This is a genomic window from Acinetobacter apis (genome assembly GCF_900197575.1).
In the GTDB taxonomy this organism is placed as follows: Bacteria; Pseudomonadota; Gammaproteobacteria; order Pseudomonadales; family Moraxellaceae; genus Acinetobacter; species Acinetobacter apis.
The window spans coordinates 1,095,468-1,111,521 of sequence record NZ_FZLN01000001.1; the positions used below are offsets into that span (position 1 = coordinate 1,095,468).

Consider the following 16,054-nt stretch of genomic DNA (forward strand, 5'->3'; position numbering starts at 1 on the left):
TTTTTATCTAAAAAAACGATTAAATTAACAAAAAAACTGCATCTATTTTACTCACTTTTTTTGACATGATGTTATTATACGCGCCACCAAAGCTTGACCACTCTACACTCTCATAACGTCCCAGACAATAAACTAGCCAATATGCAATAGCTTCTGCTGCGTATACAGCTTTTTTGTTTTTTGAAAAGGTCGCTGTAACAATTTTTAAATATTTGTTATGCTTCTTTTTTGACCAATGCGTGTTGAATATGGCAAGCTGTATTGAATTTATAAGAGCAGCATTTCGCATGCTGCCTCTTGACCTTTAAATATAATTACTTCTTCCTCTGGAGTAATTTTGATTAATTTCGGATTAAAACGCATGAATAGCAAATCTCCTATTTTTACTGCACAATCTGATGTAGCGCTTCGTATTCACGTGGATCGCGCGGTTCGTCACTATTTCGCATCTTTGCAAGGTGAACAACCTTCTCAGGTTTATGACATGGTGTTAGCAGAAATGGAGAAACCTCTTTTATCTGTTGTACTAGAGTACACACGCGGTAACCAAACACGCGCTGCTGAAATTCTAGGCCTAAATCGCGGTACGTTACGCAAAAAGTTAAAAGCTCACGGACTGATGAGTGAATAAATGATAAAATGCCCACGTTTTCGTGGGCATTTTTTTTGCCTTTGTGTTTAACCTTAAGAATAAATCGATCATGACTATCAAGCGTGCTTTAATCTCAGTTTCTGACAAAACAGGTATTATCGAGTTTGCAAAACAACTTGCAGACTTTGGCATTGAAATTTTATCTACTGGCGGAACATACAAGCTACTTAAAGAAAACAACATCTCTGTCATTGAAGTCTCTGACCACACAGGCTTCCCTGAAATGATGGACGGCCGTGTTAAAACCCTTCACCCCAAAATTCATGGTGGTATTCTAGCCCGCCGTGGCATCGATGAAGATGTCATGCAAGCGCATCAAATTGCTGCCATTGACTTGGTGGTTGTCAACCTATATCCATTTGCTCAAACTGTCGCAAAGCCAGATTGTACACTTGAAGATGCGATTGAAAATATTGACATCGGTGGACCAACTATGGTCCGTGCTGCAGCAAAAAACCATGCGTCTGTAGGGATCATTGTCAATGCATCAGACTATGATGCTGTCATTGATGAAATCAAAACTCAACATAGCCTATCTCATGCAACCCGTTTTGATTTGGCAGTAAAAGCATTTGAACACACCGCGCAATACGATGGCATGATTGCCTCTTACCTCGGTGCGCGCGTGGGCAAAGCACAAGATGATGCTGACACGTTCCCAAGAACATTCAACACACAGCTCATCAAGGCACAGGATTTACGCTACGGCGAAAATCCTCATCAAGCAGCGGCATTTTATGTAGAAGCAACCGCAACAGAAGCATCTGTTGCAACCGCAAAACAACTTCAAGGTAAAGAACTTTCATACAACAATATTGCAGATACAGACGCTGCTTTAGAATGTGTAAAGAGTTTTGTAAAACCTGCCTGCGTGATTGTGAAACATGCCAATCCATGTGGCGTATCTGTATCGACAGATGGCATTCAAACAGCATACAACTTAGCGTATGCAACCGACCCTGAGTCTGCATTTGGTGGCATTATTGCTTTCAACCGTGAGCTTGATGTGGACACGGCAAAAAGCATTGTAACGCGCCAATTTGTTGAAGTAATTATTGCACCAAGCATTGCAGATGGTGTACTTGATGTCACAGCTGCAAAGAAAAATATTCGTGTACTCACATGTGGCGAATTACCGTCTATTGATGCACTCGCACCACAGCTTGACTATAAACGTGTAAATGGCGGCTTACTGATTCAAGACCAAGACTTAGGTATGATTCATGCTGCTGATTTAAAAGTCGTGACCAAACGTGCACCAACAGAAGCTGAAATTGATGACCTTATTTTTGCTTGGAAAGTTGCAAAATATGTGAAATCTAATGCCATTGTTTATGCGAAAAACCGTCAAACTATTGGGGTTGGCGCAGGACAAATGAGCCGTGTCAATTCAGCACGTATTGCAGGCATTAAAGCAGAACATGCAGGTCTGAGTGTTGAAGGTGCTGTTATGGCATCAGATGCATTCTTCCCATTTCGCGATGGCATCGACAATGCTGCCAAAGCTGGCATTAAATGCATTATTCAGCCAGGTGGTTCAATGCGCGATGAAGAAGTCATCCAAGCTGCAGATGAAGCTGGTATTGCAATGGTATTTACTGGCATGCGTCATTTCCGTCACTAATTCACTATCCTGATACCTTGAATTGACATGTCTTCATCACGGATGAAGACATCTTTCTAAATTGGAGAACATTCGATGAATATTTTAGTACTCGGCGGCGGCGGTCGTGAACATGCTTTGGCATGGAAGATTGCACAAGACAGTCAAGTGAGTACCGTATTTGTTGCCCCAGGAAATGCAGGAACAGCAACAGAACCTAAATGTCAGAATTTAGCACTTAATATTTTAGACAATGCTGCGATTATTGAATTTGCACAAACGCAAAATATTGAACTGATTGTCGTTGGTCCTGAAGCACCATTGGTAAACGGTGTAGTTGATGCTGCACAACAAGCAGGTCTTAAAATTTGGGGACCTACCCAATACGCAGCGCAGCTTGAAGGTTCAAAAGCATTTGCCAAAGACTTTTTAAAACGTCATCAAATTCCAACTGCTTTTTATGATGTATTTACTGAGGTTGACGCAGCCAAAGCATATATCAGCAAACATGGTGCACCAATTGTCATTAAAGCTGATGGCTTAGCGGCAGGTAAAGGCGTCATTGTTGCATTAACCAATGAAGAGGCGTTTGCTGCAATTGACGATATGTTAGCAGGTAACAAATTTGGCGATGCTGGTAGTCGTGTTGTGATCGAAGAATTCCTTGCTGGCGAAGAAGCAAGTTTTATTTGTATGGTCGATGGCGATCACATCTTGCCTATGGCAACATCACAAGATCACAAACGCATTTTTGAAGGCGATCAAGGACCTAATACTGGCGGCATGGGTGCATATTCGCCTGCGCCTGTTGTGACAGATGAAGTTTTCAATCGTGTCATGCATGACATCATGCATCCAACCATTGAAGGCATGAAAAAAGATGGCCATGCTTATACAGGATTTTTATATGCAGGGCTAATGATTGATGAACACAATCAGCCACGTGTCATTGAATTTAATTGTCGCTTTGGTGACCCTGAAACACAACCAATTATGATGCGTTTAAAATCATCGTTAGTTGATTTAATCACTGCCGGTATTGATGGTCAATTGCCTGCAAGTGCTGATTGGGATGAACGTAAATCGATTGGAATTGTGCTTGCATCAAAAGGCTATCCTGACAGTTCACACACAGGCGATGTCATTTCAGGTTTAGGACAATCACCTGTAGGCACCAAAGTATTTCATGCAGGAACAAAAACTGATGAAAATGGACGTATCTTAACTGCAGGCGGTCGTGTACTGTGTGTCACTGCTTTAGGTGACAGCGTATTAGAAGCGCAAGTGAATGCCATTGAAGTATGTGGTCAAATTAGTTTTGAAGGCATGCAATATCGTACTGATATTGGTTACCGTGCCATTGCAAGAGAACAAAGCTAACTGCTTATTTTTAAAAATAAATCTCTGTAATAGACGTGCTTATATAGCACGTTTATTACACTTTAATCGTAAAATATAAATATTGTAATGAATATTTTTCATAACGATTTTGAATTTTATTGTTTTGACATCTAAAATCTAGACTTTATACTGCCCTACTTTAAACAACCCCATGACCATCATATTCATACTTGACTGATGTATTTTGCACAGACTGTATCGAATAATCATTTCTTGTTATGATGGGATAAATGTTCATAATCATTACATGTTCATGAACTGTTTACGCTCTATAAACAGTGCCCATGGGCTTGAAATATCAATAAGACCTCCGCGTCTATACAGAATTAGGATTATTCGCCTCATGAAAAAATTATTGAGTGTTTTTTTAGGTGCAGGCCTGTTGTTTTCTGCTGGATGTAGCAAAGCACCATCAGATCAAGCAACAACACAAGATGGGCAAAAGCTCACTAAAATTGTTTTAGCATCTGACGGTTCAGACACAGATGTATGGCGTTATATCGCAACTTTACCTGCGACAAAAGCTGCAGGCATTGAGCTTGACGTCAAAAATATGCCTGACTATGTGGCAATGAACAAAGCAACTGCATCAGGTGAAATTGATGTCAATGCATTTCAATCATATAACTACTTGGTTGCATACAACACCCAAAACCCTGATAAATTAGTGCCGTTTGCAACCACGTATATTGAACCGATGGGCATCTACTCAAGCAAATACAAAAAAGTAGATGAAATTAAAAATAAAGCTGAAATTGCAATTCCAAATGACACATCAAACCAAGCACGTGCATTGTCTTTACTGAAAAGTGCGGGCTTAATTGATCTTAAAGCAGGCTTTGATCCAATTCATGGTCAACTTAAAGATATTACTGCAAACCCAAAACAACTACAGTTTAAATTGATTCCAATGGCAACTGCTGTACGTGTAATGAGTGATGTTGATGCAATTGTACTTGGTAATACGCTTGCACTTGAAGGTGGTCTTAATGTATTAAAAGATGCATTATTCTATGAGCCAATTAACCAATCAACTAAACTCAACATTAACTTGCTTGTTACTTCTGAAGCGAAAAAAGACAACCCAGCATTCCAAAAACTGGTTCCGCTCTACCACAGCGAAGAAGTGAAGAAATTTATTGCTGATCGTTTTGGCGGTACGAAAATTGATGTAAATAAACCAATTAGCTATCTGACTGAAACACAGTCTCAGTAGATTTCACCACTTACTCAAAACAGGTAAAGTTCGTTTCACTTTACCTGTTTTTATTTATCATATAGTTCTTGACCACATGATTGAATTTAAAAATATTTCCAAGCATTACATGCTGAATGGCCAACGTATTACGGCTTTAAATCAGATTAATCTTACCATTCCTGAAGGCAGTATTTTCGGCATTATTGGCTATAGTGGTGCTGGGAAAAGTACATTAATACGTTTAATCAATCTATTAGAACGTCCAAGTGCAGGACAGATTATCATTAATCAAAAAGACTTCACTGCATTAGATGCGCGGGCGTTACGTCAAGAGCGTGCCAATATTGGCATGATTTTTCAGCATTTTAATTTAATGCAAACCAAAACTGTCTCAGAAAATATTGAAATGCCAATGCGTTTACTTGGCTATAATAAATCGGAGCGTCAAAAGCGACTAAATGAGCTGCTTGAGTTTATTGACCTAACACATAAAAAAAATGCTTATCCTGATGAACTGTCAGGTGGTCAAAAACAACGTGTTGGCATTGCACGAGCACTGACCAATCACCCTAAAATTTTACTTTGTGATGAGGCAACCTCTGCCCTAGATCCACAAACCACGCAGTCAGTACTTGATCTATTAAAAAAGATTAATCGCGAACAAAACATCACGATTGTGATGGTCACCCATGAAATGGATGTGATTGAAAAAGTCTGTGACCATATTGCTGTTATGGAAGCAGGTGATGTGATTGAACAAGGTGCTACCGTTGAAATTTTCAGTCGTCCAAAGCATCCCACAACACAAAACTTTATTCAAACGGTATTACAACAGCACTTGCCTGTAAATATTTTAAATCAGCTTGAAAACCAACAACAACATAGTATTTATCGCTTACAGTTTTTAGGTCGCTCAGCGCAAACACCCGTTATTCAAGCCATGATTAAACAGTTTGATATTAGTCTCAATATTTTGTTCGCCAATATGACTGAAATTGATGGCACGGTAATTGGCCAAATGTTTGTCCAACTGCTTGGCCCTGATGTCAATCAAGCCATCGAACACCTTAAACAACATGATGTGTCTGTATCTCACGCAGGAGTCGACCAATGAGAGATATAATTGTTCAATGGCTCACAAAGCTTACCGCTCCTGTTTGGCATAGCTTTGTTAGTGTAGATGATTTCATTACCGCTTTAGAACAAACCATTTACATGGTATTTATTGCGTTTATATTTGGCGCAATTTGGGGGTTTTTACAAGCAATTACCCTATTACTGACTCGCCCAAATGGAATTTTACCCAACCAAGCGATTTATCAAATACTAAACCCGATTGTGAATGCACTCCGTTCATTGCCTTTTGTTATTTTAATGATTGCCATGATTCCCATCACCAAACTCATCACAGGTCGTACTATTGGTACTGCTGCTGCGATTGTCCCTTTGGTGGCATATATTGGACCTTATATGGGACGACTCATTGAAACTTCACTGCTAGAAGTCAATGAAGGTATTATTGAATCTGCACAAGCTATGGGAGCCTCACCTTTACAGATTGTGTTTAAATTTATTTTACCTGAAGCAAAAAGTTCATTGATTTTGAATCTGACCACCGCAAATATCAGCTTAATTGGTGCAACTGCAATGGCTGGTGTGGTCGGCGGTGGTGGCATTGGAGATTTGGCATATGCCTATGGTTATCAACGTTTCGATAACTTTATTATGATTGTCACTGTGATTGCACTTTTACTCTTGGTCCAAATTGCACAGACCGTCGGCACATGGTTATCGCAGCGCCGTTAAAATACTAAAAGCGAGTCATTGACTCGCTTTTTTCTCACTTGCAATGTCATTAAAATCGATACATCACGCCTAATTTTGCCATTGGCTGCCATGCTTCACCGCGAGACAATTTAACATCTGATTTTTGTGCTGCTGTATCTACATGATCCATGATTAAATGAAGCTGTGGATGACCTGTATAATACATACCAACTTCTGCCACCATTCCCCAATGCAATCCTAAAATGGGGCGTATACCGATCCCTAAATAGGGCGCGATCGTATTTTTATATTCGAGCTGTCCAAATGCTTGCCCATCTGTTTTAGAGGTTAAATTATAGGTTTGATCCATATAAGCAAAACCACCTGCCATATAAAATGACTTTAATATGATATTTGAATGTCGATTCCACGGTTCAATGGCGGTATTTACATACCAAAAACGCTGATCCTGTTGCTTGGTATGATAGCGAACGCCTCCCACACGCATGCTACGCGGTGAAACCACTTCGCCACGTGCATATCCTGCAATGACATTCACTTTAGGATGTACATCCCAAATAACAGAACCTCCATACCCCATGGTTCCGATATCAAGACTCAATGCAATCGGTATATATTGCTCAGCAGTTGAATTACCTCCAACGATCACTTGTTCGTCTGCCATAACAGGCATGCTCATCCAATAAGCAACCAAGCAACATACAGTTTTTAGATTCATTTAAATCAAACTTCTATAAAATATAATGTATTTAAATCAATAGAATATAGCTTTCAATCACCACACTCATTTAATCCGATACTTTGTTGCCATTATCATAAAAGAATGAAAGGTGGGATTCAATGTTGAATGGTTTGAAATCCTAATCAGGCACCAAAGCATAAGGATCTATACAAAATTTAAACGATCTTCCCTATCCATTTATTCTAAAGCCGATAAAATAAAAGTCATTATGCAATTCGTTTCACGCCATACCAATTCATCACACTTGAGTTAGCCTAAAATTTAGCCTCCTTAATCTAATTTTTTAGTGTAAAATCAATGCAAATTTAAACGGGACTTGGAAATTAAGACTATGTCAGAACTCACAACGATTATTGAACAAGCTTTTGAAAACCGTGCTAACTTTACTGCGGCAGATTGCCCCGCAGAAATTCGTCAAGCTGTAGAAACTGCGCTTGAAGGTTTAGACAATGGGTCTTTACGTGTTGCAGAAAAAATTGATGGCGAATGGGTTGTTCACCAATGGTTGAAAAAAGCAGTACTTTTATCATTTAAATTAAATGACAATAAGCCAGTTGAAGCAGGTGACCTTGCATTTTTTGACAAAGTAGACACTAAATTTTCAGGTTGGACTGAAGCACAATTTAAAGAAGCAAATATCCGTGTGGTACCACCTGCTGTTGCACGTCGTGGTAGCTTCCAAGCTAAAAATGTAATTTTGATGCCATCTTACGTCAACATTGGTGCTTATGTGGGTGAAAACACTATGGTTGACACATGGGCAACTGTAGGTTCATGTGCACAAATTGGTAAAAATGTTCACTTATCTGGCGGTGTAGGAATTGGTGGTGTACTTGAGCCATTACAAGCAAACCCGACAATTATTGAAGACAACTGCTTTATCGGTGCACGTTCAGAAATCGTTGAAGGTGTGATTGTAGAAGAAGGCGCTGTTATTTCTATGGGCGTTTATATTGGTCAATCAACTCGTATTTATGACCGTGAAACAGGTGAAATTCACTACGGCCGTGTACCAGCAGGTTCAGTTGTTGTTCCAGGTAGCTTACCGTCTAAAGATGGCAAATATAGCTTATATGCTGCAATCATCGTGAAAAAAGTAGATGCACAAACACGTGCTAAAACCAGCTTAAATGATTTATTACGTGCTGACTAATTGATTTGGTTCACACAGTCTCTACGATCATCAGATCGTAGGGATTTTTCTTTTTAAAGTAGGGCTCATTCTGCTATGACAACATCTTCTCTTCGCTCTCAAGCAATTCCTGTGACCAATCCTTCAGCAGGACTTAGAATCACAGAAATTTTTTACTCTTTGCAAGGTGAGGCTGACACAGCAGGACTCCCTACCGTTTTTATTCGTCTCACAGGCTGTCCATTACGCTGTACTTATTGTGACACCACCTATTCATTTGAAGGTGGGCAACGCCAAACCTTAGAGTCAATTATTGACACAGCCAAAAGTCATAACACTCCTTATATTTGTGTCACAGGCGGTGAACCATTGGCACAGCCAAACTGTATACCGCTACTTAAACAACTGTGTGACTTAGGTTTTGATGTGTCTTTAGAAACCAGCGGTGCATTAGACGTATCACAGGTCGACCCACGTGTCTCAAAAGTTTTAGACTTAAAAACGCCTGCATCAGGTGAATCTCATCGCAATTTAATGAGTAACCTTGATCATTTAACACCAAGAGACCAAATTAAATTTGTCATTTGTGACCGTAACGATTATGAATGGTCTAAACAACAAGTTTTAGATTATCAGCTTAACCAAAAAGTAAATACTGTTTGGTTTTCACCTGCATTTGCAGTTGACAAAACGCAAGCAAAATTGCCTCGCTTTGCTCGTGATTTAGCACAATGGCTGTTAGAAGATCATATTCCTGTACGCTTTCAACTTCAGCTTCATAAACTGTTATGGCAAGATGAAATGGGTCGCTAAATTAAAAAGAATTGGAGAAATGTATGCGCACGCGTGCGATTGTTTTATTGTCTGGTGGATTAGATTCAACAACCTGTTTAGCTTGGGCTCAAGCCAATTACGACTGCGTTGCATTAAGCTTCCAATATGGCCAGCGCTCATCGACTGAACTTGAAGCTGCAAAAAAATTAGCTGAACAGTCTAATGTCCCTCATCACATCATTAACATTGATTTAGGACGCTTAGGTGGCTCAGCATTAACAGATCACAGCATAGATGTGCCAGAGCAATTGAATGAAGGGATACCTGTAACCTATGTTCCTGCACGTAATACCATTTTTCTATCTTATGCCCTTGCTGCAGCAGAGGTTTATGAAGCACAAGCCATTGTGATTGGGGTTAATGCCGTAGATTATTCCGGCTATCCAGATTGCCGACCAGAATATATTGATGCCTTTGCAAAACTTGCAACTTTAGCGACCAAAGCGGGTGTTGAAGGTACACCATTAAAAATTGAAACACCTCTGTTACATTTATCTAAAGCGAATATCATACGCTTAGGTCTAGAACATGGTGTAGACTACAGTCAAACGGTCTCTTGTTACCAAGCGGATAGTCAAGGCCAAGCCTGCGGTAAATGTGACAGTTGTCGCTTACGTAAAGATGGCTTTGCTGAAGCTGGAGTTGAAGACCCAACACGCTATGTCTAGACATAAAAGGGACAACCATATGAACTTTTTAAAATCAAAAACTGTATATTCTACCCTATTTGCTTTGGTCAGCTTGACTGCAACTGCATCACATGCAGCACAAGACCCATCAAAAAGTTCAAATGTTCGCGGTACATTAATCAGTAACTGTAAAGAAAGCGCGACCAAGGCTGGCAAATTAAGCGCTGGTGAAGTTGATAAATTCTGTACCTGTCAAGTTGATGCTGAAGGCAGCTTAACTAAAGCACAAGAATGGCAAATTATCAGTACAGTAAACCAAAAGAAAAGCCCTAGCAGCTTGCCATTTATCCAACAACAAAACAAATCAATCCAAACATGTTTTGGTCCACAGTTAACCGCTAAATTAAAACAGTTAACTGAAGAAGCAATGAAGTCTCAAGCTGCTGCACCAAAACAATAACTGATATACTGTTATTTTCTAGCCACTTCGGTGGCTAGTTTTTATTGAGGCAGATAACTATGGAAACCATTACCCTTCCCGATCATGTGTTTTTAACAGCACAAGGTGAAATTAATTTAACCCAATTAGACACAGATTGGCTGGTGTTATACTTTTATCCTAAAGACTCAACACCTGGCTGTACCACACAGGCTGTTGGTTTTTCATGTTTAATTGATCAATTTAATGACCGCCAGACGAGAGTGATTGGCATTTCACGTGATTCTGTGAAAACCCATCAAAACTTTATCGCAAAGCAAGCACTCACTATTGACCTCATCAGCGATAAAGACGAAACCCTGTGTAAACATTTTGATGTAATTAAAGAAAAAAATATGTATGGCAAACAAGTCATGGGAATTGAGCGTTCAACCTTTATTTTCCATCAAGGTCAACTTGTTCAAAGCTATCGTAAAGTTAAAGCTGCAGGACATGCAGAACAAGTCCTTGCTGACTTAACCACACTACAAGCACAATAATCTATTATTTGGGAATTAACTCACCTTCAACATAGATGTTCACTCGATCTGTTAAAGCACCAAACTTTGATTTCATGGCAAAATTTCGACTTTCAATTTGTGTATTGGCTTCAAAGTCTAAATTTTGACCCTCTTTTTGTGGAATAATACTGGTATTAAACACGACAGGTCGAGTTTTTCCTTTAATTGTAAGATTGCCAAAAATATTATATTGATGATGACCTAACGATTGAATTTGGGTACTTTGAAAAGTGATTTCTTTAAACTTTTGCGCATTGAATAAATCTTCACCTAACATCATTGTCTGTAAAGAACTATTGCCTGTTTTCATACTTGGTACTTGAATTACAAAATTAATTTGAGTTTGATCAAGATGTGCCTCATCAAAGACCAAACGAGAGTTCACCTGTTCAAACTCTGCTTCAACAACTTTCAAGCCCAACTTTTTAATATAAAAGCCAACATCACCATCACTAGATAAATGATAGGTTTCCGCACGCGCAAATGAACTACTGATTCCCCATAAACATAGCGTTAATAAAAACAGAATATGCCTGTAGTGTGTTTTCGATAACATCAATTCAGCTTACTCCACTGATAAAACAAAATTTATTTTTTATGCTCAAAATATGCTTGTTTGAGATTGAGATAATCATCCGTCTGTATAAATTGCTCTAAAAACTCAATCGTACCTGACGGAAAATGCACTTGATCAATTTGACCTTGATAATATGCTTCTCGTAATGGTGTCGCAGAAATTGCATTTTCTAAACTCTCTAGCGGTACCAACTCCCATTCTGAGAACAATTTTAGATAATACGATGAATCGTCTTTAAAGTGACCAATTAAACCGACCTTGCCGTGTTGAACAGGTATTTTCTCAGCAACGCGATCTTTAACTTCCTTTACCCATTTTTCATCATTGTGTACATCCGGAATATGCGCAAATTGGACTCTTTGCTGATCATCTGTACTCAAGCTTGATAAAATCATTTTCTCTCGCTCATGGGCAAAAAAAGGATTTTTTAAATCACGCTGCTGTTGTACTGACCCTAAAGCCAAAATCAAGTGTTCACTTTGCTCTAATGCAATTTGAATGGTTTTTAAATGTGCAAGATGGAAAGGCTGAAATCTTCCAATATATATTAAGTAGTCAAATTGTTTCATAAGGCATATTTATAAATTTATGTGAAAAAGAATACTAAAAAATGCAATGTATTCAGCAAATCATTATTATCTATTATGATCTGAGTTGAGGTAAGCAAACGTATTATTTTGTATCTGATTTTCAATAAAAAATCCTTGCCAAAGCAAGGATTTTTTAAACAATATATAATGAATAATTAACCAAAACGTCCCGTAATATACGCTTCTGTCAATTGGTGCTCAGGCTGCGTAAATACTTTTTCAGTAGAGTTGACTTCAATTAAATCGCCTAAATGGAAATAAGCTGTACGATTTGATACACGTGCTGCTTGTTGCATTGAGTGTGTCACAATTGCAATTGTATATTGCGTTGACAGCTCAGAAATAAGTTCTTCAATTTTTGCTGTAGCAATTGGATCAAGTGCTGAACAAGGCTCATCCATTAAAATCACTTCAGGACTAACAGCAATGGTGCGTGCAATACATAAGCGCTGCTGCTGACCACCTGACAACCCAGTACCTGGTTGATGCAAACGGTCTTTAACTTCTTCCCAAAGCCCTGCTTTACGTAAGCTGTTTTGAACAATTTCTTCTAAATCGTATTTATTACGTGCTAAACCATGTAATTTTGGTCCGTAAGCCACATTTTCAAAAATAGATTTAGGAAATGGGTTTGGCTTTTGGAACACAATTCCAACTTGTGCACGAAGCAACACAACATCAAGATTTGGATCATAAATATCTTGCTGATCAAGTGTTACTTTACCTGTAACGCGGCAACTGTCAATCGTATCATTCATACGGTTTAAAGTACGCAGGAAAGTTGATTTACCACAACCTGATGGACCAATAAAAGCAATCACTTCATTTTGATAAATATCAAGATCAATGCCTTTAATCGCTTCTGTTTCGCCATAATAGACATGTACATCTTTGGTGCTAATCTTTATCTCTTTTTCTGGAGTCTCAGATTTTGCAGATGCATCTGGCTTTTCAAAACTACCAATACTAATTTTTGGCTGTACTTTTTGCGAAGTATGGTCTTGATTCTCTGACTGTGACGGCACTTGATTTTCCTGCTGTTGTGGACGAGTTGACTCTACTGTGTTCGTTGTCATGATATAACTCCCTAATTACCAGCGTACTTCAAATTTCTTTCTTAACCAAATGGCTAAACTGTTCAAACCAACCATCATCGCAAGCAAGACAATAATCGCTGCTGCTGTACGGCCCTCGAAGAAGTTTCTTAGCTCATTTCCTTGCCATAAAAAGACTTGTACTGGTAGTGCTGTCGACTGATCCAAAGGTGTTGATGGAATATTTGCAACGAATGCACTCATACCGATTAAAAGTAATGGTGCAGTTTCACCAAGTGCTTGCGCAACACCAATAATGGCTCCAGTTAAAATACCTGGTAATGCAAGCGGCAACACATGGTGGAAAACCGTTTGTACATTCGATGCACCTAGACCTTGTGCAGCTTGGCGAATAGATGGTGGAACTGCTTTTAACGATGCACGTGTTGTAATAATGACCGTCGGTAATGTCATTAAACTTAACACTAAGCCACCCACTAAAGGTGCTGATAGCGGTAAATGCATCCACCCGATAAAGATTGAAGCACCAAGTAAACCAAATACAATTGAAGGTACAGCTGCAAGGTTGTTGATGTTAACTTCAATAATATCCGTCACAACATTCTTTTTCGCAAACTCTTCTAAATAAATTGCGCTGGCAACACCAATTGGAATAGATATAAATATTACAATAAGCATCATGAATAGTGAACCCATGAATGCACCTGCTAAACCACTACTTGCAGGCGAACTTCTTGAGTCTGTATTCGTAAATATCTGGAAGTTAAATGTGTTTTCCAAAATACCACGTGCTTTTAATGTATCTGAAAGTTGACGTACTTCTGGGCTTAATTGCTGTTGGCTGTCTGGTAAACCGCGATCAATTTTGCCTGATAACCATACATCTACATTGGCATCTGCTAAAAATTTAAGTTCAACCGTTTGTCCAACCAAGCTTGGTTTTTCAAACACCATATCTCTTAAACGATAGACTTCTGAACCTGTATAAATGCTGCTTAAATCACTTTCTTTACCCGCTAAAGATTTGTCTTTAGCAACTAAAGATTTAGTAATAATCGCATCCCAGTCCACCATACTCATTTTACTTTGCCATTCTACATAACGCTCTTGGTAAACGGCTGGTGATTCACCACGTTGTTGAACGGGTGGCGGGCCTGCATCAATGATCTTTGGATCAAAGTGTACAGGGATGGTCATGCTGGTTTGCCAAAATGCTGGTAAGCCTTTATAAAGAATACTTCCAAACAGTAAAGCAACAAAGAATAGTCCAATTACAACTGCTGATAAGCCAAAAAGTCTAAAACGTTTTTCTTTGCTATGGCGTTTTGAAAGAGAAAGCATAATCGTACGCTTTCGCTCATCTCTTATTTCATTTGGTGTTCTATTATCTACTGCTGAGTCTACAGTGCTATCTTTCATATTCATTCATATTGCTCACGATATTTACGCACAATGTACAGTGCAATAATATTTAGACCTAGAGTAATGACAAAAAGCGTCAAGCCCAATGCAAAGGCAACAAGTGCCTGCGGACTTGCAAAGTCTGTATCGCCCGTAAGCTGATTTACGATTGTCACTGTGACTGTAGACACAGCCTCTAAAGGATTGATTTGTAATAGCGGGCTATTCCCTGCAGCCAAAACAACAATCATCGTTTCACCAATTGCACGCGATGCTGCAAGTAAAAATGCACCTACAATACCCGGCAATGCAGCAGGTAAAACAACTTGTCTAATCGTTTCTGATCGTGTTGACCCTAAACCTAAAGAACCATCTCTTAATGTTCTTGGTACTTGTGTAATGATGTCATCTGATAATGAAGATACAAATGGAATGATCATGATACCCATAACAAACCCTGCAGTTAATGCACTGGTTGCATTGATATCGATTCCGATACTATCTCCAATGCTTTTGAAAAATGGTCCAATAACCATTAATGCAAAAACACCATATACAATGGTTGGAATTCCCGCGAGCACTTCAATAATTGGCTTTGCCCATGCTCTTAAACGTGGTGATGCATATTCTGCTAAATAAATTGCAATAAACAGTCCGACTGGAATCGAAACGAGTAATGCAATAATACTGACAAGTATTGTTCCCCAAAGAAGTGGTAATAGTCCGTAGCTGCCCCCAGCATTGCCTGTGGTACTAAAACCAGGATCCCATTGTGTGCCAAAGAAAAATTCACTTGGACTAACAAAATGGAAAAATCTTAATGCCTCACTTAACATTGACATTACAATTCCGATCGTTGTAAGAATTGCAACGCCAGAACATAATGCAAGACTCACACGAACAACGCGTTCAACATGATTTCTTGCACGGTATTTTTGATTAATTTGTTTATTTGCAAAAACCAACCCAACCAAAGCAATACATATCACAACAACAAATTGAGCATAGTCACCAATTTGCATTGCGCGTCCATACTGTTCAGCTGCTGTTAATTCGTATGGCTTGGCTTGGTCTGTAACACCAAAGCCTGATGCAATTGCTTGTACTCGATTCAAAAGCACTTCTTTACTAGAAGGATCTAAATGAGATAAAACATCTGCAGGCACTTGACTAAATACAATATTGCGGAGCAGCATTGGCTCAACAAAATTCCAAAGTAAGAAAATGAGAATTGCTGGTATACCGCACCATAATGCAACCAAAGTCCCATAATATCCAGGACGTGAATGAAGTAAGGCTGAATTTTTGCCTTCACCTGCGATACGACGACTTTTTTTCAATCCGAATTGATAGCCAACCGCAATCAGTGCAAGTAGTACGCCCAAAAGAAGCAGATTCATCTTATCTCCGCTGTTTACATTTCAAAAACTAAAAAAGGTGGGAATGAGTTTCC

18 protein-coding genes are annotated in these 16,054 nt (G+C 39.0%); 11 read left to right on the top strand and 7 right to left on the bottom strand.

Annotated features, from left to right (window positions below):
• Positions 1-19: 19 nt before the first annotated feature.
• A complete protein-coding gene (locus CFY84_RS05065; protein ID WP_088823090.1) occupies positions 20-289 on the bottom strand; it encodes a hypothetical protein in 270 nt (89 codons plus the stop codon).
• Positions 290-361: 72 nt separating this feature from the next.
• Between CFY84_RS05065 and fis the strand changes: the two genes are divergently transcribed.
• From fis to CFY84_RS05095, 6 genes are all read left to right on the top strand, one after another.
• Positions 362-631: a DNA-binding transcriptional regulator Fis gene (fis, locus tag CFY84_RS05070; RefSeq protein ID WP_005014868.1), complete on the top strand. Its 270-nt coding sequence runs from the start codon at positions 362-364 to the stop codon at positions 629-631.
• Between the two features lie 70 nt (positions 632-701).
• The gene (gene purH / locus CFY84_RS05075) at positions 702-2,276 is read left to right on the top strand and encodes a bifunctional phosphoribosylaminoimidazolecarboxamide formyltransferase/IMP cyclohydrolase (RefSeq protein ID WP_088823091.1); all 1,575 of its coding nucleotides are present in this window, start codon (positions 702-704) and stop codon (positions 2,274-2,276) included.
• A gap of 75 nt (positions 2,277-2,351) precedes the next feature.
• Positions 2,352-3,635, top strand: a complete 1,284-nt coding sequence (purD, locus tag CFY84_RS05080) for a phosphoribosylamine--glycine ligase (RefSeq protein ID WP_088823092.1) — start codon at positions 2,352-2,354, stop codon at positions 3,633-3,635.
• Between the two features lie 364 nt (positions 3,636-3,999).
• Entirely contained in the window at positions 4,000-4,872 is an 873-nt protein-coding gene (locus CFY84_RS05085; RefSeq protein WP_088823093.1) for a MetQ/NlpA family ABC transporter substrate-binding protein, read from the top strand.
• Positions 4,873-4,948: 76 nt separating this feature from the next.
• Positions 4,949-5,968 carry a methionine ABC transporter ATP-binding protein gene (locus CFY84_RS05090; RefSeq protein WP_088823094.1) on the top strand — a complete coding sequence of 340 codons (1,020 nt, stop codon included), beginning with the start codon at positions 4,949-4,951 and terminating at the stop codon, positions 5,966-5,968.
• Positions 5,965-6,660, top strand: coding sequence for a methionine ABC transporter permease (locus tag CFY84_RS05095; RefSeq protein WP_088823095.1), 696 nt, complete (start codon positions 5,965-5,967; stop codon positions 6,658-6,660). Before CFY84_RS05090 ends, CFY84_RS05095 begins: the two co-directional genes overlap by 4 nt.
• Before the next feature lie 49 nt (positions 6,661-6,709).
• Here CFY84_RS05095 and CFY84_RS05100 read toward each other — a convergent pair whose 3' ends face one another.
• On the bottom strand, positions 6,710-7,360 hold the full coding sequence (locus CFY84_RS05100) for a hypothetical protein (RefSeq protein WP_143218763.1): 651 nt from the start codon (positions 7,358-7,360) through the stop codon (positions 6,710-6,712).
• A gap of 355 nt (positions 7,361-7,715) precedes the next feature.
• Between CFY84_RS05100 and dapD the strand changes: the two genes are divergently transcribed.
• The 5 genes from dapD (at position 7,716) to CFY84_RS05125 (ending at position 10,957) form a co-directional block, all read left to right on the top strand.
• A complete protein-coding gene (gene dapD, locus CFY84_RS05105; RefSeq protein WP_088823097.1) occupies positions 7,716-8,537 on the top strand; it encodes a 2,3,4,5-tetrahydropyridine-2,6-dicarboxylate N-succinyltransferase in 822 nt (273 codons plus the stop codon).
• 75 nt (positions 8,538-8,612) lie between these two features.
• Positions 8,613-9,329, top strand: a complete 717-nt coding sequence (gene queE / locus CFY84_RS05110; protein WP_088823098.1) for a 7-carboxy-7-deazaguanine synthase QueE — start codon at positions 8,613-8,615, stop codon at positions 9,327-9,329.
• A 23-nt stretch (positions 9,330-9,352) separates the two neighbouring features.
• A complete protein-coding gene (gene queC, locus CFY84_RS05115; RefSeq protein ID WP_213062819.1) occupies positions 9,353-10,018 on the top strand; it encodes a 7-cyano-7-deazaguanine synthase QueC in 666 nt (221 codons plus the stop codon).
• A gap of 19 nt (positions 10,019-10,037) precedes the next feature.
• Positions 10,038-10,439, top strand: coding sequence for a hypothetical protein (locus CFY84_RS05120; protein WP_088823100.1), 402 nt, complete (start codon positions 10,038-10,040; stop codon positions 10,437-10,439).
• Positions 10,440-10,498: 59 nt separating this feature from the next.
• Complete coding sequence (locus CFY84_RS05125; protein ID WP_088823101.1) at positions 10,499-10,957, top strand: peroxiredoxin; 459 nt, start codon at positions 10,499-10,501, stop codon at positions 10,955-10,957.
• Positions 10,958-10,961: 4 nt separating this feature from the next.
• Here CFY84_RS05125 and CFY84_RS05130 read toward each other — a convergent pair whose 3' ends face one another.
• The 5 genes from CFY84_RS05130 to pstC form a co-directional block, all read right to left on the bottom strand.
• The gene (locus CFY84_RS05130) at positions 10,962-11,534 is read right to left on the bottom strand and encodes a YceI family protein (RefSeq protein WP_088823102.1); all 573 of its coding nucleotides are present in this window, start codon (positions 11,532-11,534) and stop codon (positions 10,962-10,964) included.
• Positions 11,535-11,566: 32 nt separating this feature from the next.
• On the bottom strand, positions 11,567-12,124 hold the full coding sequence (locus tag CFY84_RS05135) for a nicotinate-nicotinamide nucleotide adenylyltransferase (protein ID WP_088823103.1): 558 nt from the start codon (positions 12,122-12,124) through the stop codon (positions 11,567-11,569).
• A gap of 176 nt (positions 12,125-12,300) precedes the next feature.
• Positions 12,301-13,221 carry a phosphate ABC transporter ATP-binding protein PstB gene (gene pstB / locus CFY84_RS05140; protein WP_088823104.1) on the bottom strand — a complete coding sequence of 307 codons (921 nt, stop codon included), beginning with the start codon at positions 13,219-13,221 and terminating at the stop codon, positions 12,301-12,303.
• 15 nt (positions 13,222-13,236) lie between these two features.
• Complete coding sequence (gene pstA / locus CFY84_RS05145; protein ID WP_088823105.1) at positions 13,237-14,625, bottom strand: phosphate ABC transporter permease PstA; 1,389 nt, start codon at positions 14,623-14,625, stop codon at positions 13,237-13,239.
• Positions 14,622-16,001: a phosphate ABC transporter permease subunit PstC gene (gene pstC / locus CFY84_RS05150; protein WP_088823106.1), complete on the bottom strand. Its 1,380-nt coding sequence runs from the start codon at positions 15,999-16,001 to the stop codon at positions 14,622-14,624. Before pstC ends, pstA begins: the two co-directional genes overlap by 4 nt.
• Positions 16,002-16,054: the final 53 nt, after the last annotated feature.

Bases quoted from the DNA above. Each gene is read 5' to 3' on its own strand.
- CFY84_RS05065 (WP_088823090.1), bottom strand. From the start codon at position 289: ATGCGAAATGCTGCTCTTATAAATTCAATACAGCTTGCCATATTCAAC.
- fis (WP_005014868.1), top strand. From the start codon at position 362: ATGAATAGCAAATCTCCTATTTTTACTGCACAATCTGATGTAGCGCTT.
- purH (WP_088823091.1), top strand. From the start codon at position 702: ATGACTATCAAGCGTGCTTTAATCTCAGTTTCTGACAAAACAGGTATT.
- purD (WP_088823092.1), top strand. From the start codon at position 2,352: ATGAATATTTTAGTACTCGGCGGCGGCGGTCGTGAACATGCTTTGGCA.
- CFY84_RS05085 (WP_088823093.1), top strand. From the start codon at position 4,000: ATGAAAAAATTATTGAGTGTTTTTTTAGGTGCAGGCCTGTTGTTTTCT.
- CFY84_RS05090 (WP_088823094.1), top strand. From the start codon at position 4,949: ATGATTGAATTTAAAAATATTTCCAAGCATTACATGCTGAATGGCCAA.
- CFY84_RS05095 (WP_088823095.1), top strand. From the start codon at position 5,965: ATGAGAGATATAATTGTTCAATGGCTCACAAAGCTTACCGCTCCTGTT.
- CFY84_RS05100 (WP_143218763.1), bottom strand. From the start codon at position 7,360: ATGAATCTAAAAACTGTATGTTGCTTGGTTGCTTATTGGATGAGCATG.
- dapD (WP_088823097.1), top strand. From the start codon at position 7,716: ATGTCAGAACTCACAACGATTATTGAACAAGCTTTTGAAAACCGTGCT.
- queE (WP_088823098.1), top strand. From the start codon at position 8,613: ATGACAACATCTTCTCTTCGCTCTCAAGCAATTCCTGTGACCAATCCT.
- queC (WP_213062819.1), top strand. From the start codon at position 9,353: ATGCGCACGCGTGCGATTGTTTTATTGTCTGGTGGATTAGATTCAACA.
- CFY84_RS05120 (WP_088823100.1), top strand. From the start codon at position 10,038: ATGAACTTTTTAAAATCAAAAACTGTATATTCTACCCTATTTGCTTTG.
- CFY84_RS05125 (WP_088823101.1), top strand. From the start codon at position 10,499: ATGGAAACCATTACCCTTCCCGATCATGTGTTTTTAACAGCACAAGGT.
- CFY84_RS05130 (WP_088823102.1), bottom strand. From the start codon at position 11,534: ATGTTATCGAAAACACACTACAGGCATATTCTGTTTTTATTAACGCTA.
- CFY84_RS05135 (WP_088823103.1), bottom strand. From the start codon at position 12,124: ATGAAACAATTTGACTACTTAATATATATTGGAAGATTTCAGCCTTTC.
- pstB (WP_088823104.1), bottom strand. From the start codon at position 13,221: ATGACAACGAACACAGTAGAGTCAACTCGTCCACAACAGCAGGAAAAT.
- pstA (WP_088823105.1), bottom strand. From the start codon at position 14,625: ATGAATATGAAAGATAGCACTGTAGACTCAGCAGTAGATAATAGAACA.
- pstC (WP_088823106.1), bottom strand. From the start codon at position 16,001: ATGAATCTGCTTCTTTTGGGCGTACTACTTGCACTGATTGCGGTTGGC.